The following is a 21,675-nucleotide window of genomic DNA, read 5'->3' on the forward strand; positions in this document are numbered from 1 at the left end:
TTCACGCGGTGGTCATGTTCCCTCAGGCACACAGGGGGTTGGCAATGGTGACGTAGACGGACTGGGTGTCGACAGGCCCGACGAGTTCGTCGAGGCCGTGCAGCCGGGTCAGCAGGTTGGCCTTGCACCGCAGGTGGGAGTTCTCCAGCAGATGTGCGGGCAGCGGGGAACCCAGTGCGGTGGCCGAGCCGAGGAATCGGCGGAACGCGGCGATGAGCACGTGTTCGTCGGCGAGGTGCTGGGCGCCGAAGGCTCCGATCAGTCCGAACACATTGTTGATGCCGAGGTAGTAGGCGAAGCGCTCGTCGGTGACCGCGTCGGAGACGAAGGTGTCGCTGACCGATCCGATACCGGGGAGCCGGCTCTCCAGTGCCGCACGGTGGGACTCGCGGAAGTAGTAGCCCTGATTGTCGCGGTACCGGCCGCCGACGGGCCAGCCGTGGGGATCGAGCAGCACCAGGGTGTTCTGCTGGTGGGCTTCCAGGGCCACGCCTGCGTGGGCGTCGAGCCAGAGCACGGGACGTACGACGCGGTCGAGGTAGCGCAGGAACCACTCGGTGGCGACGGCTCCTACGGCTCTTCCGGTGGCGGCGGCCAGGGAGAGAACGATCTCGGCAAGGCGTGAGTGCATGCCCGTCCGGCCCGGCCAGGGGCGCGGGGCGGTGAGTGCGGCGATGCAGACCGCGTCGTCGTACGGACCGAACGGGTTGTGGCGCAGCATCACGTCGAGGCCCGCGACAGGCTCGCCGTCCGGGCCGTCGACGGCGAGCCAGGCGGGGTCGCGGACGATGTCGAAGCCCGGGTGGACGGCGTGCCACTGCGCGGCGAGTCCGCTGCGGAGCAGCCGGTGGACCTCCACTCCACGGTGGAGTTCCTTGCGGAGATTCTCACGACGGGAGTTGGTGATGCGGACGCCGAGGGAGAGCTTGAGCATGACCTCGGCACCGGGCCGATGCACGGTACGGACGGATGAGGTGGGGTGCCAGTGCTTCCCGTGCGGTCCGAGGTCATGCAGGAGTCCGGCGTCGAGCAGTGCGGCGGCTTCGGGCCGGTGTCCGAGTTCGCGGGCCTGCCAGGGGTGGAGCGGAATCGCTGCGGTGTTGCCGGGGAGCTGCAGTCCTTCGGCGTAAGAGACAACCAGCTCCGCGGCCGACACGGGACGGCCTCCGTCGGTCCAGGCCGAGTCGGAGGCCAGCACGGACCGGTCGACGGCCATCCAGTGCAGCGGGAAGGAGCCGTGCAGCTCGGGTGAGTAGAGGCGGGATTCGGAGTCGGAGAGGCCTTCGCGACTCTTGGGTGTGGGGTGGAGCGGATGCCCGAGGAGAAGTGACTGCTCGGCGGTGAGGAAGAGGTCCGCTTCGGCCGGGGCGCCGGGGGTACGGCGCCGCTCGGCGATGAAGCCGGCCGTCCGCTGTACCGAGTCGGCGACCCGGGCCACCATGTCGGCGCCTTCGTGACGGTCGGCCTCGCGGCCCAGGAGAGCGGCGACCGTGACGGCGTCGGCAGGCGGCGCTCCTTCGGGGGCCCCCTCCAGGGCAGGCATGCCGAAGCGGTGCCAGCCCGTGGCGGACCAGTAGAGGACGGGGACGAGCAGAGCGGTTCCGCTGGCGGGGAGCGGGATACGGAGTGTCTCCCCTTCCGGCCGGGGCAGGTCGCTCTCCCGGACCCAGCAGCGGAGCAGATTCTCGACGCCCGCCGTGTCGGCTGCCCGCAGCGGGTCCGGATCGTCGAGGAGCTCGGCCGGTGCCGCACAGGTGAACGTGGCCTTCGGGGCGTACCGCTCGTCGTACAGTGCCGCCTTCTGGCGCGGCACGGTGGTCTGCTCGACGACGAGGTTGCCGGTGAGCCCGGCCTGTCCTCGCTGCTGGGTGGGGGGAGGGCCGTCGGCCTGGGGCGCGGGGGTGGGGTTCACGGCGGTCTTCCTTGTGATGGTGTCCGGGGTCAGCGGATCGACCCGGTCGTGGTCCGGCGGTGCGGCAGGCGCTCAGCGGCTGCCAGGGCGTCGGCGAGGCGGTCCACGACCGCTGTTGCCTGTTCGTCGGTGAGCGTGAGGGGCGGGAGGAGACGGACGACGGTGGAGTGGCGTCCGCCGAGTTCGACGATGAGCCCGCGGCGCAGGCACTCCTGCTGGACGGCGGCGGCGAGGACCGGGGCGGGCGGTGGCTCGGGGCTGTCGCCCCGCGCGGCGGCCTCGGGATCGACGAGTTCCACCCCGATCATCAGGCCCCGTCCGCGGACGTCTCCGATGGACGGGTGGTCCGTGGCCAGCGCCTGGAGGCGTGCGACCATCCGGGCGCCGAGCGTCGCGGCGCGCTCGGCGAGGCGGTTCTCCCGCACGAAGGCGAGAGTGGCCGTGCCCGCCGCCATCGCGAGCTGGTTGCCCCGGAAGGTGCCGGCGTGGGCGCCCGGCTGCCAGGTGTCGAGTTCGGAGCGGTAGACGATCACTGCGAGCGGGAGGGAACCGCCGATGGCCTTGGATAGCACCATCACATCGGGCACGATCCCGCTGTGCTCGACCGCCCAGAAGGCACCGGTGCGGCCGACGCCCGTCTGGACCTCGTCGGCGATCAGGGGGACGGACCGGTTCTCGGTGATCTCGCGCATACGGCGCATCCAGCCGTCGGGAGCGGGGTTCACACCGCCCTCCCCCTGCACCGGTTCGAGGATCATCCCGGCCGGTGCGGGTGCGCCTCCCTTGGGATCGTCCAGGAGGTTCTCGGTCCACCGGGCGGCAATCTCCGCGCCGCGCTCGCCGCCGATACCGAAGGGGCAACGGTAGTTCTGCGGGAAGGGCAGACGCGTCACCCGTACGTCCTCGGCGCCGCCCGAGGCGGCAAGGGCTCCTGCCGTCATCCCGTGGTAGGCGCCGGTGAAGGCGAGGAGTCCGCTGCGGCCGGTCGCGGCACGGACCAGTTTGAACGCTGCCTCGACGGCGTCCGTACCGGCGGGTCCGCAGAACTGGATCCGGGCGTTGTCGGCGAACTGCCGCGGCAGGGTGGCGAACAGCTCCGTGGTGAAGGCGTCCTTGACCGGGGTGGCGAGGTCGAGCACATGCAGCGGTGCGCCCGAGTCGATCACTTTCTTGATCGCTTCCAGGACCACCGGATGGTTGTGCCCGAGCGCGAGGGTGCCGGCGCCGGAGAGACAGTCGAGGTACCGCCGCCCGTCCGCGCCTTCGATGGTCATCCCACGGGCCCGTACCGGCACGATCGGGAGTGAACGCGCATAGGTACGGGCGGCGGATTCGCGCAGCGACTGGCGGCGCAGGATCCCCTCGTGCACCGCCGGTGCTGCCACCGGAGCTGGTTCGGTCACGGCCACGGCTGTTGGTCCTCCCGCTGTAACAGTTGCGTTGCACGTCAGTACGTCGGCGCACGGACGGACTGCGGGGATGAACGCTGTCCTCGAGTCCCTCGTACGTACCAACGACGCCGGGCGCAGAGGATCACGGGTAAATCCGAAGATCCTCGCGGGAACGGAACCGTGGCCCTGCTGCGTACCGTCCCCATCGGCACCGGCATAGTGGGGGCCGCACGGAGGGCTCGGGCAACCTTCCGGAAGCCCGCAGGGCGTTCGGAGCGGGTGGCTCGGAGCAGTACCGAAGTGCAGTACAGAAGTGTTGAGTTACGAAGTCCCAGGGGGATCACCACATGCGACTCATTCGACCAGTTCTCACCGCACGTCAGGGGAGCGCACGTCGCACGCGTTCCTCGGTGCTCGCCGTGGCCGCGGTCACCGCGGTCCTCGCGCTCACCGCCACTGCCTGCGGTCCGGGCGAGGACAACGCCAGTGACAAGCCGAGCAGTCCCGTCGGCCAGTCCTCGGACGGCAAGATCACCATTCCGGACGATCTGAAGGACCGGCTCAAGGAACACGGGATCGACCTCGACCAGTGGAAGAACGGCGAGTGGAAGAACTGGGACAAGGACAAGTGGCTGCGCGAGGCCAAGGACTTCGTCAACCCGATCATCGAGGGCCTCTGGGACCCGGACCGGATGCGGGATGCCGACAAGTCGCCGGAGAAGCCGGTCGAAAATGACATCTCAGGTGATGTGGGCGTGACGGACCCGACGCCCGAGCCGGTCCAGGCCGCCGGCGTCCCGACGCCGTACCACGCCAATGCCGCAGAGTCCGGGAAGCTGCTCTTCGACAGCCCCGAGGGCTCCATGGTCTGCTCCGCGACCGTGGTGAAGGACCCGGCGCACCCCGGGAAGTCCAACCTGGTGTGGACCGCAGGGCACTGTGTGCACGCGGGCAAGAAGGGCGGCTGGTACCGCAACATCGCCTTCGTGCCGTCGTACAACAACAACGGTCTGTCGACGGCCGAGCTGCAGAAGGCGACCAAGCAGGAGATCGCGCCCTACGGCGTGTGGTGGGGCCAGTGGGCGCAGACGTCCGACCAGTGGATCTCGCAGGGTTCCTCGGTCGGCGGGCAGGGCGCCCCGTACGACTTCGCGGTGCTGCATGTCACGCCGGAGAAGGGCTCGACCGGTAAGTCCCTGGAGGAAACGGTCGGCTCGGCGCTGCCCGTCGACTTCAACGCCCCGGCCGTGCCGAAGATCGACAGCATGACGGCCACCGGCTTCCCGGCGGCTCCGCCGTACGACGGCCAGAAGGCGTTCCAGTGCGCGGACAAGCCGGGCCGGCTCTCGCTGACCGCACAGGACCCCACGATGTACCGCATCGGCTGCACCATGACGGGCGGCGCCTCCGGTGGTGGCTGGGTCGCGGCGGGCCAGGACGGCAAGCCCGCGCTGGTCTCGAACACCTCCATCGGCCCGGTGACGGCGGGCTGGCTGGCCGGGCCGCGCTTCGGCAAGGAAGCCAAGGGCGTCTACGAGTCGGTCAGCAAGAAGTACGCAGGGCAGTGACGACAGACCGTCACCCGGCCTGGTCCGGGTGACGGTGACGGCACATCAGGGCCCCCGGTGCGGCAGTTGCCCGCCGGGGGCCCTTGCTGTCGCGCCACGGCCCCGAGTTGCCCACACCCCATACGGGTCGTGTCTCCGTGGCAAAGAGCATGGTCCGCACCGTCGTAGGGTGGGCCTGCATCTTCGGCTGCCATTGATCCGGCCGCCGTTTCACATGACAAGTTCATGGCAATTTCGGAGATTTCAGGGGGAATCTTTTCCATGCGATCCATACGTCCGCTGCTCGCCGCGACCGGCCTCGTCGCGGCGCTCGCGCTGACGGCCACGGCCTGTGGTCCGAGCGAGGACAACGCGGCCGACAAACCCGCCGCCGACTCCGCGGGTGGCAAGGACTCCGGCTCCCTGCCCGACGGTCTGGCCGAGACGCTGAAGAAGCATGGCGTCGACCCGGAGAAGTGGAAGAACGGCGAGTGGAAGAACTGGGACAAGGACAAGTGGCTGCGTGAGGCCAAGGACTTCGTCAACCCGGTCATCGAGGGGCTGTGGAAGCCCGACCGGATGAAGTCGGCCAAGGACCCGGCGAAGACCATGGCGGCCGGCGACCTCTCCGGCGGCCGGGGCGTCACCGACCCGGAGCCCGCCCCGGTCGAGGCCGAGCGCGAGAAGACGCCGTACCACGACTACGCGGCCCCGGTCGGCAAGGTGTTCTTCGACTCCCCCGAGGGCTCCATGGTCTGCTCGGGCACGGTCGTCAAGGATCCCGAGAACCCGGGCAGGTCCAACCTGGTGTGGACCGCGGGACACTGTGTGCACGCCGGTGCGAAGGGCGGCTGGTACCGCAACATCGTCTTCGTGCCCGCGTACAACGACAAGGGCAAGTCCGCGGCCGCGCTGGAGAACGCGCAGCCTCAGGAGATCGCCCCGTACGGCGCGTACTGGGCCGACTGGGCCACGACGTCCGGTGAATGGCTCGCCGATGGCGGTCCCACCGGGGGCGAAGGCGCCCCTTATGACTACGCGGTGCTGCATGTGAAGCCGGAGAAGGGCACCAAGTCCCTTGAGGAGACCGTGGGCAACGCCCTGCCGGTCAACTTCGACGCTCCCGAGATCTCGAAGATCAGCGCCATGGGCGCCTGGGGCTACCCCGCCGCCCCGCCGTACGACGGCCTGATCATGCACAAGTGCGTCGACCGTCCCGGCCGGCTCTCCGTCAGCCCGAGCACTCCGACGATGTACCGCATCGGCTGCACCATGACCGGCGGCTCGTCCGGCGGCGGGTGGTTCAGCGAAGGCAGTGACGGCAAGCTCGCGCTGGTCTCCAACACCTCCATCGGCCCGGTGACTTCGGGCTGGCTCGCCGGTCCCCACCTGGGCAAGGGCGCGCAGGACGTCTTCACCACGATGAGCGAGAAGTTCGGCAGCCAGTAGCAGCCACCCGCACGCCCGAAGGCCCGCTCCCTCACCGGGAGCGGGCCTTCGGTCCGTACTGATCCGTACCGCGCTGCGGTCAGTGCGCCACGGGGACGAACGAGGAGAGGTCGGCTGCCAGTTCCTCATGGACCCGCGCCTTGAGCAGGGTGCCCTCCGGCGTGTGCTCCTCGGAGATCACCTCGCCCTCGGCGTGCACCCGGGAGACGAGTCCGCCCTGGGTGTACGGCACGAGCGCCTCGATCTCGACCGAGGGCCGGGGCAGTTCGGTATCGATGAGTGCAAGCAGCTCGTCGATACCGGCGCCGGTGCGCGCCGAGACGGCGATCGCGTGCTTCTCGATGCGCAGCAGCCGCTGCAGCACCAGCGGATCGGCCGCGTCCGCCTTGTTGATCACCACGATCTCGGGCACGTCCACCGCGCCCACTTCGCGGATCACCTCGCGCACCGCGGCGAGCTGTTCCTCCGGCACCGGGTGGGAGCCGTCCACCACATGCAGGATCAGATCGGATTCACCGACCTCCTCCATGGTGGAACGGAACGCCTCGACGAGGTGGTGCGGCAGATGCCGTACGAACCCGACGGTGTCGGCCAGGGTGTAGATCCGGCCGCTCGGCGTCTCGGCCCGGCGCACGGTCGGGTCCAGGGTGGCGAACAGTGCGTTCTCCACCAGGACGCCCGCACCGGTCAGCCGGTTGAGCAGCGAGGACTTGCCCGCGTTGGTGTAGCCGGCGATGGCGACCGACGGCACCCTGTTGCGCTTGCGCTCCTGGCGCTTGATATCGCGGCCGGTCTTCATCTCCGCGATTTCCCGGCGCATCTTCGCCATCTTCTCGCGGATCCGACGCCGGTCCGTCTCGATCTTGGTCTCACCGGGACCACGGGTTGCCATGCCGCCACCGCCGCTGGAACCGCCGCCGCCCATCTGACGGGAGAGCGACTGGCCCCAGCCGCGCAGCCGCGGCAGCATGTACTGCATCTGTGCCAGCGAGACCTGCGCCTTGCCCTCTCGGGACTTGGCGTGCTGGGCGAAGATGTCGAGGATCAGGGCGGTCCGGTCGACCACCTTGACCTTGACGACGTCTTCCAGATGGATCAGCTGGCCGGGGCTGAGCTCACCGTCGCAGACGACGGTGTCGGCCCCTGTTTCGAGGACGATGTCGCGCAGTTCCAGGGCCTTGCCCGAGCCGATGTAGGTGGCCGGGTCGGGCTTGTCGCGGCGCTGGAAGACGGCGTCGAGCACCTGGGCGCCCGCCGTCTCCGCGAGTGCGGCCAGCTCCGCGAGGGAGTTCTCCGCGTCGGTCACGGTCCCCGAGGTCCAGACGCCGACCAGCACCACACGCTCCAGGCGCAGCTGCCGGTACTCGACCTCGGTGACATCCTCGAGCTCGGTCGAGAGTCCTGCCACCCGCCGCAGTGCGGCACGCTCGGAGCGGTCGAGCTGCTCGCCGTCCCGCTCTCCGTCGATCTCGTGGCTCCAGGCGACGTCCTCTTCCATCAGGGCGTCGGCCCGAAGGCTCTCGGTGAGGCTCTCGGTGACATTCTCCGTAGCGCTCTGCGCGTCCTGCGCGTCCTGGGGAAGGGAAGAAGAGGAGGTCATTGGATCCTTACGTCGATGGAAGTCCGTTACATCAGTCACAACGCGTGACCTCTCCCGATGATTCCCGCGTCGGGAATCTCCGGTCCGGCCGCCGAGGCGACCCGTCGATAGTGGCATGGTCCGCCGGGCCCGTCACCCGGGTTTACCGCTGTCCTGCGGGCTTGGCGCTGTGCCAGTCCGGGTGGCCCGGCATCGGCGGAGTCTTCTTGCCGTAGAGCCAGCCGTCGAAGAACGAGGTCAGGTCGCGGCCCGCAGTCTGTGACGCCAGCCGGACGAAGTCCGCAGTGGCGGCATTGGAGTCCCGGTGCTTCTCCACCCAGCTTCGCTCCAGCGCGTCGAATGCGTTCTCGCCGATCTCCTGGCGCAGCGCGTAAAGGATCAGTGCGCTGCCGTCGTACACCACCGGCCGGAACAGGCTGAGCTTCTGCCCGGGCGCCGGAACGTCGGGGCGGGCCGGCGGGCCGCCCGCGGCGCGCCAGCCGTCGGACCTGATGTAGGCGTCATGCATCCGACTTTCCAGCGGCTTGTCGGCGTGCTCCTCGGCATAGCGGGCCTCGTACCAGGTGGCATGTCCCTCGTTGAGCCACAGATCGGACCAGGCATGCGGGGAGACGCTGTCTCCGAACCACTGGTGGGCGAGCTCGTGCACCATGATCGACTCGACGTACCACTTGGGGTAGGCGGTCTGGGTGAACAGGGACCGTTCGAAGAGCGAGAGCGTCTGGGTCTCCAGCTCGAAGCCGGTGTTGGTGGCGGCGACCAGCAGTCCGTACGTCTCGAAGGGGTAGCGGCCGACCTGCTGTTCCATCCATTCCAGCTGACCGGGTGTCTTGCTGAGCCAGGGTTCCAGCCGCTCGCGGTCGGCGCTCGGCACCACGTCGCGTACCGGCAGTCCGTGCGGCCCGGTGCGTTTCAGGACGGTGGAGCGGCCGATGGTGACCTGGGCCAGTTCGGTGGCCATGGGGTGTTCGGTCCGGTAGGTCCAGGTGGTCTCTCCGCCGTGCCGGGCCGTGCCGGCGGGCAGGCCGTTGGCGACCACCGTGAAGTCCTTGGGCGCGGTGATCCGGAAGGTGAAGTACGCCTTGTCGGCGGGGTGGTCGTTGCTCGGGAAGACCCGGTGCGCGGCGTCGGCCTGATTGGCCATGGCCAGACCGTCGGCGGTGCGCAGCCAGCCGCCGCTGTCCTGTTCGCCGTCCGGGTCGCTGGTGTGCCGGACGGTGATGTGGAGCGGCGCTCCGGCCGGGAGCCGGCCGGCGGGCTGGATGACCAGGTCCTCGTCCGCAATGGCGAAGTCGGCGCGCAGACCGTTGATTTCGACGGCACTGACAGTGCCCCGGGTGAAGTCGAGGTTGATCCGGTCCAGCGGCTGCGTGGTCCGGGCGTCGATCGTGGTGACGGCGTCCAGCGGCTTGCTGTTGCTGCCGTGGTAGGTCAGTCCGATGTCGTACGAGAGGACGTCGTACCCGGGGTTGCCGAGGTGCGGGAAGAGTTGGTCGCCGATGCCGAGCGGCACGGGTGAGGGGAGGGCGGCGGCAACGAGGGCGGCCGATGCGGTGGCCAGCAGAGCGGCCCGCAGACGGCGGGAGATGAACGGCATGAACTACCGCTACCAGCGACTCCCACCTGGGCAGGTGCGGCGCGCGCCACGCCACTCGAACGAGATCGCTGAGGCAGATGGCGCTGCGCGGCGGGGTCAGACGGTGGCGGCGGGGTGCTGGGCGCGGCTCACGTCGTACACCCCGGGCACGTCACGCATAGCGCGCATCAGCGCCGGTAGTCCGGCGGCATCGGAGAGCTGCAAGGTGTAGGTGTGCCGGACGCGCTGCTCGCTGGGCGGTTCGACGGTGGCGGAGATGATCGCCGCGTCCGCCGTCGCGATCGCCTCGGTGAGATCGGCGAGCAGCCGGGGCCGTCCGAAGGACTCGGCGACCAGGGTGACCCGGCACCCTGCCGCGTCGCCCCAGCTCACCGAGACCGGCACCCGGCCGACGGATTGCATCCGGGCCACCGCGGGACACTCCAGCCGGTGCACGGTGACGGCGCCGCCGCGCACGACGAATCCGGTCACGGCGTCGGGTGGTACGGGGGTGCAGCAGCCCGCGAGTCGTACGGTGGCGTCCGGCCGGTCCACCACGGCGCTCGCGGACCTGGCGTGCCCGGGGTCGGTGTTTTCCTGGGGCTGTGGTTCGGTCCTGGGCTCCGCGGGCCTGCTGCTGTGCGGGCCCTGGGCATCCTCGGGGTGGGCGTCCAGCCAGCCGGTGATGGCGATACGGGCGGCGGGGGTCCTGGCGTGGTCGAGCCAGTCGGGCGAGGGGCCGGAGGCGGCGTCCTCGGCGAGCAGCAGCTGCACGGTGTCGCCGTCGCTCAGTACGGTGCCGAGGGTGGCCAGCCGGCCGTTGACCCGGGCGCCGATGCAGCTGTGCGCCTCGTCCCCGTACTGCGCGTAGGCGGCGTCGACGCAGCTGGCTCCGGCGGGCAGCCCGAGCGTGCCGCCGTCGGTGCGGAAGACCGTGATCTCCCGGTCCTGGGCGAGGTCGGCGCGGAGTGTGGTCCAGAAGGTGTCGGGGTCCGGGGCGGACTGCTGCCATTCCAGGAGCCTGGAGAGCCAGCCGGGCCTGGTCGGGTCGGCGCGCTCTCCGTCCGCGGGTTCGGCGGACTGCGGTGCGGAGCCGCTGTCCGCGGTGTACGGATTGCCGAGGGCGATGACGCCCGCCTCGGCGACCTTGTGCATCCGGTGCGTACGGATGAGGACTTCGGCGACCGCCCCGTCGGGTCCCACGACCGCGGTGTGCAGTGACTGGTACAGGTTGAATTTGGGTGCGGCGATGAAGTCCTTGAACTCGGAGATCACCGGGGTGAAGCAGGTGTGCAGTTCACCGAGCACGGCATAGCAGTCGGCGTCCTCGCCGACGAGGACCAGCAGCCGGCCGAAGTCGGTGCCGCGCAGTTCGCCGCGTTTGATCCTGACGCGGTGTACGGAGACGTAGTGGCGCGGCCTGATGAGGACTTCTGCGGGGATGCCGGCCTCCCGCAGCACTGCTGCGACGTTCTCGGCGATGGCGGCGAGCGGGTCGTGGGTGGCCGCGGCGCCGGAGGCGTCCGGTTGCGCCGACGCGGCGGCGATCAGTGCGCGGGTGTGTTCGTACTCCTCGGGGCGGAGAATCGCGAAGACGAGGTCCTCCAGCTCGGTCTTGAGGGCCTGTACGCCGAGTCGTTCGGCCAGCGGGATCAGCACGTCGCGGGTGACCTTGGCGATCCTGGCCTGTTTCTCGGGGCGCATCACGCCGAGGGTGCGCATGTTGTGCAGCCGGTCGGCGAGCTTGATCGACATCACCCGGACGTCGTCCCCGGTGGCGACCAGCATCTTGCGGAAGGTCTCGGGTTCGGCCGCGGCTCCGTAGTCGACCTTTTCGAGTTTGGTGACGCCGTCGACGAGGTAGCAGACCTCTTTGCCGAATTGTTCCCGCACCTGATCGAGGGTCACCTCGGTGTCCTCGACGGTGTCGTGGAGCAGTGAGGCGGTGAGTGTCGTGGTCTCGGCGCCGAGCTCGGCGAGGATCAGCGTGACGGCGAGCGGGTGCGTGATGTACGGCTCGCCGCTCTTGCGCATCTGTCCGCGGTGCGAGGACTCCGCGAGTACGTAGGCCCTGTGCAGGATGGAGAGGTCGGCATCCGGGTGGTGGGCCCGGTGGGCCTCGGCGACATGGCCGATCGCGTCGGGCAGCCGGTCGCGGGAGACGGGGCCGAGCAGCGCGACGCGGCCGAGCCTGCGGAGATCGATCCGGGGACGGCCCCGTCTGCGGATGGGAGCACCTGGGTTGGTGGCCTCTGCGCTCATGGGGCACCTCCGGCAACGTCGACCGGCGGTGGGGAGGTGCGGACGCGCCTCCGGGCCGGTGCTTGATGCTATCGAGCCCACCACGTGGCGGAGTCCGGCTCTCGCTCAGCGTGAAACGGATCACCCATTCGAGCGAAGCTCTAGCCGATCGCCGTTTCGAGCCAGGCAGAGTCGATCAAGCCCTCCGCGACGATCACGGCGGCTCCGGTCATCTCGATCTCGCCGTCCGGCCGCTCGGTGATCACGAGGGTGCCGCCGGGCAGATCGACCGTGTACGTGACCGGGGTGCCGGTCTCCGCTGGGTCGGCGCCGTCCCTGCGGGCCGCGGCGACGGCCACGGCGCAGGCACCCGTGCCGCAGGAGCGGGTCTCGCCCGAGCCGCGCTCATGGACCCGCATCGCGACATGGCGCGGTCCGCGGTCCACGACGAATTCGATGTTGACGCCGTCGGGGTAGACGGCCGCGGGGCTGAACGGCGGTACGGAGAGCAGATTGCCGGCGTGCGCCAGATCGTCGACGAAGGCGACCGCGTGCGGATTGCCCATGTTCACATTGCGGGCGTCCCAGCTGCGGCCGTCCAGGCTGACCGTGACGCCGTCCCCGGGGAGGAGCGCGCGCCCCATGGAGACCGTGATGTCACCGCCCTTGGCAATGTGCACCTTCTTCACCCCACCCCGGGTCGCGACGGCGAGGTCGCCCTCCTCGACGTGCCCGGCGCGCTGCAGATAGTGGGCGAAGACCCGTACGCCATTGCCGCACATCTCGGCGATCGAACCGTCGGCGTTGCGGTAGTCCATGAACCACTCGGCCTCGCCTGCCATGGCCCGGGCCTCCGGGTGCGCGGCGGACCGTACGACGTGCAGCAGCCCGTCACCACCGATACCGGCCCGTCGGTCGCACAGGCGGGCGACGACGGAGGCGGGCAGGTCGACGGCGTTGTCCGGGTCGGGAACGATCACGAAGTCGTTCTCGGTGCCGTGGCCCTTGAGGAAGGCGATCTGCGAGGTGCTCACAGGGCAACTGTACGAGGCGGCACCGACAGCCGGCGAAACCGGCCCGTCCGTCACCCGTCGAAAGCGCTCCGTCCGTCAGCGGAGCCGTGCCACGCGCCAGACGGCCAGTGCGACCAGGGCGGCGCACACGGCGACGTACAGCGCGATCACGCGCCAGTCGGATCGCTCGCCCGAGCCCCGCTGCGGCAGCCCGGGCCAGGTGTAACCCACGCGACGGGCGGCCATCATGCCCCACCCCGCGGCGCAGCAGCTGATCAGCAGGCCCAGCATGGCGACGACCGCGCCACCGTCGCCGAACTCGAAGGCCAGCGGGAACGCGAACATCAGCGATCCCACGGCGGCGAGCATGACGATCGGTGCGAGCTGCCAGATGCGCAGCCGCCGCGCGGGCCGCAGTTCGACCTCGACCTCGGGGGTCACCTCGAGCTCATCGGGCCCGTCGGGGCTCAAGCGTCCTGCCTCGTGCAGCGTGTCCGGTGCGTCTTGTTCTGTGTCGCGAGGGCCGGCCTCCATCGCCACGCGCCCTCCCAACTCGGACTCCACTGGTCGATCGATGCTCGATGATGGCACGCTCCCGGTCGCCGAAATGACGGGCAGGGCTTCCCGATGCCATCACGTGATCAGGCTGTAACCGCTCGTTCGACCAACGCCAGCGCCTGCTGCGGGAGTTCCCTGCGGTGCTCCGCGGCGCCATTCAGCCAGTGGACCCGCGGGTCGCGGCGGAACCATGAGTCCTGACGGCGCGCGAATCGTTTGGTGGCGCGTACGGTCTCGGCGCGCGCCTCGCCCTCGGTGCACTCCTGGGCCAGCGCGGCAAGCACCTGCTGGTAGCCGAGCGCCCTGGACGCGGTCCGCCCCTCGCGCAGACCGTGCGCCTCCAGGGCACGCACCTCGTCCATGAGTCCGGCCGCCCACATCCGGTCGACCCTCAGCGCGATGCGTTCGTCGAGTTCGGGGCGGGCGACGTCGACGCCGATCTGCACGGTGTCGTACACCGCATCGTTACCGGGGAGGTTGGCGGTGAAGGGTTTGCCGGTGATCTCGATGACTTCGAGCGCCCTGACGATTCGGCGGCCGTTGCTGGGCAGGATGGCCCGACCCGCTTCGGGGTCGGCGGCGGCGAGCCGGGCGTGCAGCGCCCCGGAGCCACGCTCGACCAGTTCCTCCTCCAGCCTGGCCCGTACGCCGGGGTCCGTGCCGGGGAACTCCAGGGCGTCGATGGCGCCCTTCACATAGAGCCCGGAACCGCCGACCAGGATGGGGGTGCGGCCGGCGGCAAGCAGCCGGTCGATCTCCGCGCGGGCCAGCCGCTGATACTCGGCGACGCTGGCGGCCTCGGTGACGTCCCAGATGTCCAGCAGGCGGTGCGGAACGTTTCCGCGTTCGCAGAGCGTCAGCTTCGCGGTGCCGATATCCATCCCCCGGTAGAGCTGCATGGAGTCGGCATTGACCACTTCGCCGTCGAGCTGCTGAGCAAGGAATACCCCCAGATCGGACTTTCCGGCTGCAGTGGGACCGACGACGGTGATGACCCGCGGTGCGGGAGCTGAACTTCTCACCGCCCCAGTCTCGCAAACCTCTGGCCCTCTTCCCGAACGAGAGAGGTGACCGGCTCCGAACGGGGGTCGTTTGCCGTGCCGGCCGGAAGCCCCCTGCCCCGGCCCCCGGGGCGCCGAGTGGCGGGGTGCGACGCTGCGCGCGGCGCGGATCTTCGCCCGTACCAGTAGAATTCGTAAGTGAATACGGGCGTTTTTTCACGGTTTGCCGTTCACCCTCAGGGCTGCCTGATGAGGCCGCCGGCAGCGAGGCCGGAGAGGACGCCCGACCCTAGTCCCCCCAGCAGGGAAGGTGCCCGATGGGCTTCCTGGACAATTTGAAGGCCAAGCTGAGCCCCGCCAAGGACAAGGTCGGCGATCTCGCGCATCAGCACGGGGACAAGATCGACCAAGGGCTCGACAAGGCCGCACGGACGGTCGACCAAAAGACCAAGGGCAAGTACAGCGACAAGATCGAGTCCGGCACGAAGAAGGCCAAGGACGCGGTCGAGCGCCTGTCCCACAGGCACGACGAGGGTGGTACCAAGCACGACGACGGTGGTACGCCGCCCGCTTCCTGAACATCAACTGATCAAGCCCGACGGACGGCCGTGGAGCGACGACGCTGCACGGCCGTCGGCTGTATCCGCTCGGGCAAGGGTACGGGCGGGGGCTCAGGACCAGGTGGCGACCATATAGTCCACGCCGTACGGAGCGTCCTCGTACAGCAGCTGTCCGCCCAGGCCCGCCCCCTCGGCCGCGCCCGCGAGCACCTGCCAGGGCGCCCGGCCCGCCACTTTCAGTTCGTACGCCAGCGACTCGTCCAGCGCGATCAGCGCGTCGGGGTCCGCCGTGCCCAGCGCATGGGCGGCCGCCGCGTCGAACGCCTCGGCACGGCAGTCCAGATAGCCGGGGGCCTTGAGCGTGCGGCAGGCGCTGCCGTCACCCATCACCAGGAGGGCCACCCGGTCCGCCCTGGCGGCCAGGTCCCGTCCGGTGCTCGTGCAGCGACCGGTTTCGAGCGGCTCCCCCACGCCGAGCCCCTCGACCGGCGCCGCGCCCCATGGCGCGCGGGCGAGCAGCCAGGCGCCGACGGCGAGCGACGGCGGAAGCGGGCGGTCCGACACCGGCCCCTTTTCGCGCCCCAGCCGTACACCGAGGTCGACGCCGAAGCCCTTGAAGGTGCCGGTGGCCCCCTCGGGATGCGGGCCACGCCCCGCGTGGTCCGCGGGCCCGACAACGATCAGCAGATCGGGCCGGGCGGCAGCGAGCACGCCGAGGGCATCGGCGCAGGCCTTCCGCAGGGCGTCGAGCTCGGGCGCGGCACCGGCGGCGACCTCGGGTACCAGCAGGGGCGGGCAGGGGCAGACAGCGGCGGCGACAAGCATGGTGGGCAGCGTACTGCTTGGGCGCTGTGCGCCCGTCTGCCACCGCCGCCGCCTGCGTCCTGCCGGTGTCAGTCGCAGCCGCAGCCGGGGGCCGCCGCGGCCGGCAGCGGCGCCGGGGCACCGATACCGGGCAGCCCCAGCATCACTCCGGCAGGCTTGGCGGCCTCGGTGGCGGTGCGCTTCTCCCAGGCGTCCCCGGCCCGGGTCCGCCGTACGCCCACCGGAGCGCCCTCGGCGAGGAGGTGGTGCGGGGCCGCGTAGGTGATCTCGACGGTCACCACATCGCCGGGACGCACGTCCTCGTCCGGCTTGGTGAAGTGGACCAGGCGATTGTCGGCGGCGCGGCCGGAGAGGCGGTGGGTGGCGCCGTCCTTGCGGCCCTCGCCCTCCGCGACCATGATCTCCAGCGTTCGGCCGACCTGCTTCTTGTTCTCCTTCCAGGAGATCTCCTCCTGGAGGGCGGACAGACGCATGTACCGCTCCTGGACGACCTCCTTGGGGATCTGCCCCTCCATCTCGGCGGCCGGGGTTCCGGGGCGCTTGGAGTACTGGAAGGTGAAGGCGTTGGCGAAGCGCGCCTCGCGGACCGCGTGCATGGTCTGCTCGAAGTCCTCCTCGGTCTCGCCGGGGAAGCCCACGATGATGTCGGTGGAGATGGCGGCGTCCGGCATCGCGGCGCGCACCTTCTCGATGATGCCGAGGAAGCGCTCCTGCCGGTACGAGCGCCGCATCGCCTTGAGGATCGTGTCCGAGCCCGACTGCATCGGCATGTGCAGCTGAGGCATCACATTGGGCGTCTCGGCCATCGCCGCGATCACGTCGTCCGTGAAGTCGCGGGGATGCGGCGAGGTGAAACGGACCCGCTCCAGGCCCTCGATCTTCCCGCAGGCGCGCAGCAGCTTGGAGAAGGCCTCGCGGTCGCCGATGTCGGAGCCGTACGCGTTCACGTTCTGGCCGAGCAGGGTGATCTCCGAGACGCCCTCGGCGACCAGTGCCTCGATCTCGGCGAGGATGTCGCCGGTGCGGCGGTCCTTCTCCTTGCCGCGCAGCGCCGGGACGATGCAGAAGGTGCAGGTGTTGTTGCAGCCGACGGAGATGGAGACCCACGCCGCGTAGGCGGACTCGCGGCGGGTGGGGAGCGTGGAGGGGAAGGCCTCCAGGGACTCGGCGATCTCGATCTGCGCCTCTTCCTGGATACGGGCGCGCTCCAGCAGCACCGGCAGCTTGCCGATGTTGTGCGTACCGAAGACGACATCCACCCAGGGGGCCCGCGCGACGATGGTGTCGCGGTCCTTCTGCGCCAGGCAGCCGCCCACGGCGATCTGCATGCCGGGCCGCTTGGTCTTCATCGGGGCGAGCCGGCCGAGATTGCCGTAGAGCTTGTTGTCGGCGTTCTCCCGGACCGCGCAGGTGTTGAAGACGACGACGTCGGCGTCGCCGTCGGAGCCCTCGGCGGCACGTACGTAACCCGCGCCCTCCAGCAGCCCCGACAGCCGCTCGGAGTCATGGACGTTCATCTGGCACCCGTAGGTGCGCACCTCGTACGTCTTCAAACCGTCCACTACTCCACCAGCCACGTCGTTGCCGCTCACCCGTCCAGGGTAAGGGCTCCGGTCGGGCCGCAATGATGAATACCTCTCCGGCCGGGCTCACGGCCCCTGTGCCCGGGTGCGGGGACTGCGGCTCTTTGCCGCCGGGGCCCGCCCCTGGTCATCGCCCCGGCGGGCTGGCAGGATCGCCGCCATGCTCCAGGCACTGTCCCGTATCGGCCGGCGCCGCACCCTTCAGGCGTGCGCCGCCCTCGTCGTCGTGCTCGGGCTGCTGCTGTGGTGGCTGCTCCCGCTCGGACAACCGGCGCCGAGCGGAACGCTGACCTTCAGCACCGGCGTACGCAGCGGGGTCTACCAGCGCTACGGCGAACGGCTCAAGGGGGACCTGGCCAGCGATCTGCCCCAGGTGTCGATACGGCTGCAGACCAGTGAGGGCTCGCAGCAGAACATCGCGCGGGTGGCGACCGGGAAGGCCGACTTCACCATCGCCACCACCGATGCCCTGGCCACCTATCTGCGCAGCGGCCGGCCCGGCGCCGACCGGCTGCGGGGCTGTGTGCGGCTGTACGACGACTACGTCCAGCTGGTCGTGCCCCGGGACTCGGAGGTGCGGAAGGTCTCGGACCTGATCGGCAAGCGCGTCGGGGTGGGACAGCCGGGGTCGGGCGTACGGCTGGTCGCCGACCGGCTGATGACGGCCGCCGGTCTGGATCCCGCGAACGATGTGACGCCGGTTCCCGATGGTATCGACACCATGCCGAAGCAACTGGAGAACGGCCTGCTCGATGCCTTCTTCTGGTCCGGCGGACTGCCCACCTCCGCCGTGCAGGAGCTGTCGGACCGGTTCGCGATCCGGCTGGTGCCGCTGGAGGCCCCGCTGATCAAGGAGCTTCAGGCCGTGGGCGGGTCCGCCCGCTACTACCGCTCGGCCGTGATGCCCGCCGATGCCTACCGCAATGCACAGCAGGGGCAGGCGGTGCCGACGGTGGCGGTCGCCAATGTGCTGGTGACCACGGACCGTACGGATCCGGCGATGACCGAGGCGTTCACTCGGACCGTGATCGACAGCCGGGACCGGATCGGGCGCGAGGTGCACGCGGCCCAGCTGGTGGATCTGCGGACGGCGATCTACACCGATCCGCTGCCGCTGCACGAAGGGGCCAAGCGCTACTACCGCTCGGTCAAGCCCTGATCCCCGCGCTCAGCCCTGCGGGCCCTGGCGTGGCACCGACACCGTCACCCGCAGCCCGTGCGGCTCATGGGCGGCGTAGCCGATGGAGCCGCCGCCCGCCACCAGGAGGGCCTGGGAGATGGAGAGCCCGAGGCCGGAACCCTTCACGTTCTGATGCTGGGCGCTGCGCCAGAAGCGGTCGCCGACGCGCTCCATCTCCTGTGCGGTGAGGCCCGGTCCGCGGTCGGCGACGACGACCGTGACGTCATCGCGGCCGGAGGCGACCGTGACGAGGACCTCTTCGCCGGCAGGGGTGAATTTCAGGGCGTTGTCGATGATGGCGTCGAGGGCGCTCGACAGGGCGATGGGGTCCGCCCAGGCGGTAACGGCGGACGAGCCGTCCGCCCTGAGCCGTACTCCCTTCTCCTCGGCGACCGGCCGCCAGGAAGCGACGCGTTCCGCGGTGAGCGCGCCTATGTCCGTGAGCTGCAGATCGGCATCGGCGTGTTCGGCCAGCGCCAGGTCGAGCAGGTCGTCCAGAACCTGCCCGAGGCGCTTGCCCTCCGTGCGCACGGAGGCGATCTCCTCGTTGCCCTCGGGGAGTTCGAGGGCGAGGAGCTCGATCCGCAGCAGCAGCGCGGCAAGGGGGTTGCGCAACTGGTGCGAGGCGTCGGCGACGAAGGCGCGCTGCTGCTCCAGCACGTCCTCGACGTTGTCGGCCATCTCGTTGAACGAGCGGGCCAGGCGCCTTAGTTCCGGCGGCCCTCCGGAGGCCGCGACCCGGGATCTCATCCGGCCGCTGGCGATGTCGTGGGTGGCCGCGTCCAGGGTCCGTACGGGCAGCAGCACCCAGCCGGTGAGCCGGATCGCGGCGCCGACCGCCACCAGCATCGCGACCGCTTCGCCGGCCGCGATCAGCAGCCAGCCGCGCAGCGTGCGCGCGCGCATTTCGGAGGTCGGCGAGTCGATGACCACGACAGCGACGACATCGCCGTCCCGTACGACGGGTGAGGCGACGACGACCCTGCCCCGCTGCCAGGGCCAGACCTGCGGCGGATCGTGGCTGCGACGCCCCAGGAGCGCCTCCTTGAAGGCCTCTCGCCCCTCCCCCTCGATCGGGAGCTGCCAGTGGGCCGGGGCCTTCGCCATGGCGCTGTCGTCGCGGTAGAAGACACCGGCGCGGATGCCGTACACCGATGCGTAGGTGTCGAGTTCGCTCCGCAGGGTGCGGCGGCGCTCGTCGTAACCGGGGGTCCGCTCGGCGATGAACTGGGCGAGCGCGGCGAAGCGTGCCGTGTCGTCGATGCGGTCTATGACGACGCGTTGCTGCTGGGCGGCAGCCACGCTGACGGCCAGCGGGAAGCCGAGCGCGAGCAGGACGCTCGCCATGAGAACGATGAGGAGCGGAAGCAGCCGGGTGCGCACCTGGGACGTACGCCTCTACGCGGACGGGGCGACGAGGCGGTAGCCGACCCCGCGCACCGTCTCGATCAGTGCGGGCAGCCGCAGCTTGGAGCGCAGGGAAGCGACGTGCACCTCCAGCGTGCGCCCCGTCCCCTCCCAGCTCGTGCGCCACACCTCGCTGATGATCTGTTCCCGGCGGAAGACCACGCCGGGCCGCTGGGCGAGCAGCGCGAGCAGGTCGAACTCCTTTCGGGTGAGCTGGACTTCGCTCCCGTCGACGCTGACCCGGCGGGTCGGCAGCTCGATGTGCACATGCCCCAGGCGCAGCGCGGCGACGGGCGTGGGCACGGTGTCCTCGCCGGCCGATTTGCGTCGGCTGACGGCGTGGATACGGGCGAGGAGCTCGCCGGTGTCGTACGGCTTGACCACATAGTCGTCGGCCCCGAGGTTGAGGCCGTGGATCCGCGAGCGGACATCGGCCCGCGCGGTCACCATGATCACCGGTACGGAGCTGCGCTTGCGGATCTTCCCGCACACCTCGTAGCCGTCCTGGTCGGGCAGCCCGAGGTCGAGGAGCACGGCCCCGAAGGGTTCCGTGTCAGCGGGGAGGAGCGCCTGAAGGGCCTCCTCGCCGCTGCGGGCATGCACCACCTGGAAGCCGTGCCGGGCGAGGATCGCGGACAAGGCGGCGGCGACGTGGTTGTCGTCCTCGACGAGCAGCAGTCTCATGGCCTCCCTCTCCGAAGGTGCGGTGTCGGTGCGGTCGCGTACTCCCCCGGTTACTTCCCCGTACCGAGGTGTTTCACATCAGGGTGTACCAGGGCATCCACTCCGATGACCGGTGGGCCAGTCAAGTGCCCGCCCGTTGCATCCAGGTTTCCGTTATGCACCCGGTACGCCCGGACCGTCTCGCAGGACGTCCCGTTCACGCGGAGTGTCCGGTTGCCGCCGGATCGTTATGCTCAATTTCCGCTCAGATGTAATGACGCTGGTCGCACTGCGTCACTAAGGTCCTTCCCAACCGAGGAGGACGGAGCAAGAAGCCGATGAGCGGAGTTTCAGTAACCAAGGGCGCCGAGGACGCTGCACCCGCGGCCGGCGACCTGGTTGTGCTGAGCAACGTCAACAAGCACTTCGGCGCGCTGCATGTGCTCCAGGACATCGACCTGACGATCGCCCGTGGCGAGGTCGTGGTCGTCATCGGGCCCTCCGGGTCCGGGAAGTCCACGCTGTGCCGCACGATCAACCGCTTGGAGACGATCGACTCGGGCGCGATCTCGATCGACGGAAAGCCTTTGCCCCAGGAGGGCAAGGAGCTGGCGAGGCTGCGCGCCGACGTCGGCATGGTCTTCCAGTCGTTCAATCTCTTCGCCCACAAGACGGTGCTCGAGAACGTGATGCTCGGCCAGCTCAAGGTCCGCAAGACGGACAAGAAGGCTGCCGAGGACAAGGCGCGCTCGCTGCTCGACCGGGTGGGCGTCGCGACCCAGGCCGACAAGTACCCCGCCCAGCTCTCCGGCGGCCAGCAGCAACGTGTGGCGATCGCACGGGCGTTGGCGATGGACCCCAAGGTCATGCTCTTCGACGAGCCGACCTCCGCGCTCGACCCGGAGATGATCAACGAGGTGCTGGAGGTCATGCAGCAGCTCGCCCGCGACGGCATGACCATGGTCGTCGTCACCCATGAGATGGGTTTCGCCCGCTCGGCAGCGAACCGGGTTGTTTTCATGGCGGACGGGAAGATCGTCGAAGAGGCCACGCCCGACCAGTTCTTCAGCAACCCGCGCAGTGACCGGGCCAAGGACTTCCTGTCGAAGATCCTTCACCACTGATGGAGCCTTCAGTGCCGGTTTCCGGACCGGCTGATCACTCACATC

At 69.9% G+C, this 21,675-nt stretch carries 17 protein-coding genes; 5 read left to right on the forward strand and 12 right to left on the reverse strand.

Annotated elements, in window-relative coordinates:
* Positions 1-22: 22 nt before the first annotated feature.
* Together ACGFU7_RS28785 and ACGFU7_RS28790 are read right to left on the reverse strand one after the other, a co-directional pair.
* Entirely contained in the window at positions 23-1,912 is a 1,890-nt protein-coding gene (locus ACGFU7_RS28785; RefSeq protein WP_393699489.1) for an IucA/IucC family protein, read from the reverse strand.
* Positions 1,913-1,941: 29 nt separating this feature from the next.
* Positions 1,942-3,321, reverse strand: a complete 1,380-nt coding sequence (locus tag ACGFU7_RS28790) for a diaminobutyrate--2-oxoglutarate transaminase family protein (RefSeq protein WP_393699490.1) — start codon at positions 3,319-3,321, stop codon at positions 1,942-1,944.
* 329 nt (positions 3,322-3,650) lie between these two features.
* On the opposite strand from ACGFU7_RS28790, the gene ACGFU7_RS28795 reads away from it, so the two are divergent.
* Both ACGFU7_RS28795 and ACGFU7_RS28800 read left to right on the forward strand, forming a co-directional pair.
* Positions 3,651-4,871, forward strand: a complete 1,221-nt coding sequence (locus tag ACGFU7_RS28795; protein ID WP_393699492.1) for a trypsin-like serine peptidase — start codon at positions 3,651-3,653, stop codon at positions 4,869-4,871.
* Between the two features lie 261 nt (positions 4,872-5,132).
* Positions 5,133-6,299 (forward strand): trypsin-like serine peptidase, encoded by a 1,167-nt coding sequence (locus ACGFU7_RS28800; RefSeq protein WP_393699493.1) that lies wholly within the window; start codon positions 5,133-5,135, stop codon positions 6,297-6,299.
* Between the two features lie 79 nt (positions 6,300-6,378).
* Here ACGFU7_RS28800 and hflX read toward each other — a convergent pair whose 3' ends face one another.
* The 6 genes from hflX to miaA form a co-directional block, all read right to left on the reverse strand.
* The gene (gene hflX, locus ACGFU7_RS28805) at positions 6,379-7,899 is read right to left on the reverse strand and encodes a GTPase HflX (protein ID WP_393699494.1); all 1,521 of its coding nucleotides are present in this window, start codon (positions 7,897-7,899) and stop codon (positions 6,379-6,381) included.
* Positions 7,900-8,041: 142 nt separating this feature from the next.
* Positions 8,042-9,496: a M1 family metallopeptidase gene (locus ACGFU7_RS28810; protein ID WP_393699495.1), complete on the reverse strand. Its 1,455-nt coding sequence runs from the start codon at positions 9,494-9,496 to the stop codon at positions 8,042-8,044.
* A 96-nt stretch (positions 9,497-9,592) separates the two neighbouring features.
* Positions 9,593-11,737, reverse strand: a complete 2,145-nt coding sequence (locus ACGFU7_RS28815) for a RelA/SpoT family protein (protein ID WP_393699496.1) — start codon at positions 11,735-11,737, stop codon at positions 9,593-9,595.
* A gap of 140 nt (positions 11,738-11,877) precedes the next feature.
* Positions 11,878-12,750: a diaminopimelate epimerase gene (gene dapF, locus ACGFU7_RS28820; protein ID WP_393699498.1), complete on the reverse strand. Its 873-nt coding sequence runs from the start codon at positions 12,748-12,750 to the stop codon at positions 11,878-11,880.
* A gap of 75 nt (positions 12,751-12,825) precedes the next feature.
* Positions 12,826-13,263, reverse strand: coding sequence for a hypothetical protein (locus ACGFU7_RS28825; protein WP_114249333.1), 438 nt, complete (start codon positions 13,261-13,263; stop codon positions 12,826-12,828).
* A gap of 107 nt (positions 13,264-13,370) precedes the next feature.
* Positions 13,371-14,309 (reverse strand): tRNA (adenosine(37)-N6)-dimethylallyltransferase MiaA, encoded by a 939-nt coding sequence (miaA, locus tag ACGFU7_RS28830; RefSeq protein ID WP_393699499.1) that lies wholly within the window; start codon positions 14,307-14,309, stop codon positions 13,371-13,373.
* A 296-nt stretch (positions 14,310-14,605) separates the two neighbouring features.
* Here miaA and ACGFU7_RS28835 point away from each other — a divergent pair, with 296 nt between their 5' ends.
* Positions 14,606-14,866 (forward strand): antitoxin, encoded by a 261-nt coding sequence (locus ACGFU7_RS28835; RefSeq protein ID WP_393699501.1) that lies wholly within the window; start codon positions 14,606-14,608, stop codon positions 14,864-14,866.
* A gap of 93 nt (positions 14,867-14,959) precedes the next feature.
* On the opposite strand, the gene ACGFU7_RS28840 is transcribed toward ACGFU7_RS28835, so the two are convergent.
* Positions 14,960-15,673, reverse strand: a complete 714-nt coding sequence (locus tag ACGFU7_RS28840) for a class III extradiol dioxygenase subunit B-like domain-containing protein (RefSeq protein WP_393699503.1) — start codon at positions 15,671-15,673, stop codon at positions 14,960-14,962.
* 68 nt (positions 15,674-15,741) lie between these two features.
* Positions 15,742-17,235, reverse strand: a complete 1,494-nt coding sequence (miaB, locus tag ACGFU7_RS28845; protein WP_393699561.1) for a tRNA (N6-isopentenyl adenosine(37)-C2)-methylthiotransferase MiaB — start codon at positions 17,233-17,235, stop codon at positions 15,742-15,744.
* Between the two features lie 181 nt (positions 17,236-17,416).
* Between miaB and ACGFU7_RS28850 the strand changes: the two genes are divergently transcribed.
* On the forward strand, positions 17,417-18,415 hold the full coding sequence (locus tag ACGFU7_RS28850; RefSeq protein WP_393699505.1) for a TAXI family TRAP transporter solute-binding subunit: 999 nt from the start codon (positions 17,417-17,419) through the stop codon (positions 18,413-18,415).
* A gap of 9 nt (positions 18,416-18,424) precedes the next feature.
* Here ACGFU7_RS28850 and ACGFU7_RS28855 read toward each other — a convergent pair whose 3' ends face one another.
* Complete coding sequence (locus ACGFU7_RS28855; protein ID WP_393699506.1) at positions 18,425-19,819, reverse strand: sensor histidine kinase; 1,395 nt, start codon at positions 19,817-19,819, stop codon at positions 18,425-18,427.
* Between the two features lie 15 nt (positions 19,820-19,834).
* Positions 19,835-20,527 (reverse strand): response regulator transcription factor, encoded by a 693-nt coding sequence (locus ACGFU7_RS28860; RefSeq protein WP_393699508.1) that lies wholly within the window; start codon positions 20,525-20,527, stop codon positions 19,835-19,837.
* A gap of 317 nt (positions 20,528-20,844) precedes the next feature.
* On the opposite strand from ACGFU7_RS28860, the gene ACGFU7_RS28865 reads away from it, so the two are divergent.
* On the forward strand, positions 20,845-21,630 hold the full coding sequence (locus ACGFU7_RS28865) for an amino acid ABC transporter ATP-binding protein (RefSeq protein WP_393699509.1): 786 nt from the start codon (positions 20,845-20,847) through the stop codon (positions 21,628-21,630).
* Positions 21,631-21,675: the final 45 nt, after the last annotated feature.

The organism is Streptomyces sp. NPDC048473 (assembly GCF_043200155.1).
In the GTDB taxonomy this organism is placed as follows: domain Bacteria; phylum Actinomycetota; class Actinomycetes; order Streptomycetales; family Streptomycetaceae; genus Streptomyces.

Excerpts from the sequence above, each read along its gene's own strand:
- ACGFU7_RS28795 (WP_393699492.1), top strand. The coding sequence starts at position 3,651 with ATGCGACTCATTCGACCAGTTCTCACCGCACGTCAGGGGAGCGCACGT.
- ACGFU7_RS28800 (WP_393699493.1), top strand. The coding sequence starts at position 5,133 with ATGCGATCCATACGTCCGCTGCTCGCCGCGACCGGCCTCGTCGCGGCG.
- hflX (WP_393699494.1), bottom strand. The coding sequence starts at position 7,899 with ATGACCTCCTCTTCTTCCCTTCCCCAGGACGCGCAGGACGCGCAGAGC.
- ACGFU7_RS28810 (WP_393699495.1), bottom strand. The coding sequence starts at position 9,496 with ATGCCGTTCATCTCCCGCCGTCTGCGGGCCGCTCTGCTGGCCACCGCA.
- ACGFU7_RS28815 (WP_393699496.1), bottom strand. The coding sequence starts at position 11,737 with ATGAGCGCAGAGGCCACCAACCCAGGTGCTCCCATCCGCAGACGGGGC.
- ACGFU7_RS28825 (WP_114249333.1), bottom strand. The coding sequence starts at position 13,263 with ATGGAGGCCGGCCCTCGCGACACAGAACAAGACGCACCGGACACGCTG.
- ACGFU7_RS28835 (WP_393699501.1), top strand. The coding sequence starts at position 14,606 with ATGGGCTTCCTGGACAATTTGAAGGCCAAGCTGAGCCCCGCCAAGGAC.
- ACGFU7_RS28840 (WP_393699503.1), bottom strand. The coding sequence starts at position 15,673 with ATGCTTGTCGCCGCCGCTGTCTGCCCCTGCCCGCCCCTGCTGGTACCC.
- ACGFU7_RS28850 (WP_393699505.1), top strand. The coding sequence starts at position 17,417 with ATGCTCCAGGCACTGTCCCGTATCGGCCGGCGCCGCACCCTTCAGGCG.
- ACGFU7_RS28860 (WP_393699508.1), bottom strand. The coding sequence starts at position 20,527 with ATGAGACTGCTGCTCGTCGAGGACGACAACCACGTCGCCGCCGCCTTG.
- ACGFU7_RS28865 (WP_393699509.1), top strand. The coding sequence starts at position 20,845 with ATGAGCGGAGTTTCAGTAACCAAGGGCGCCGAGGACGCTGCACCCGCG.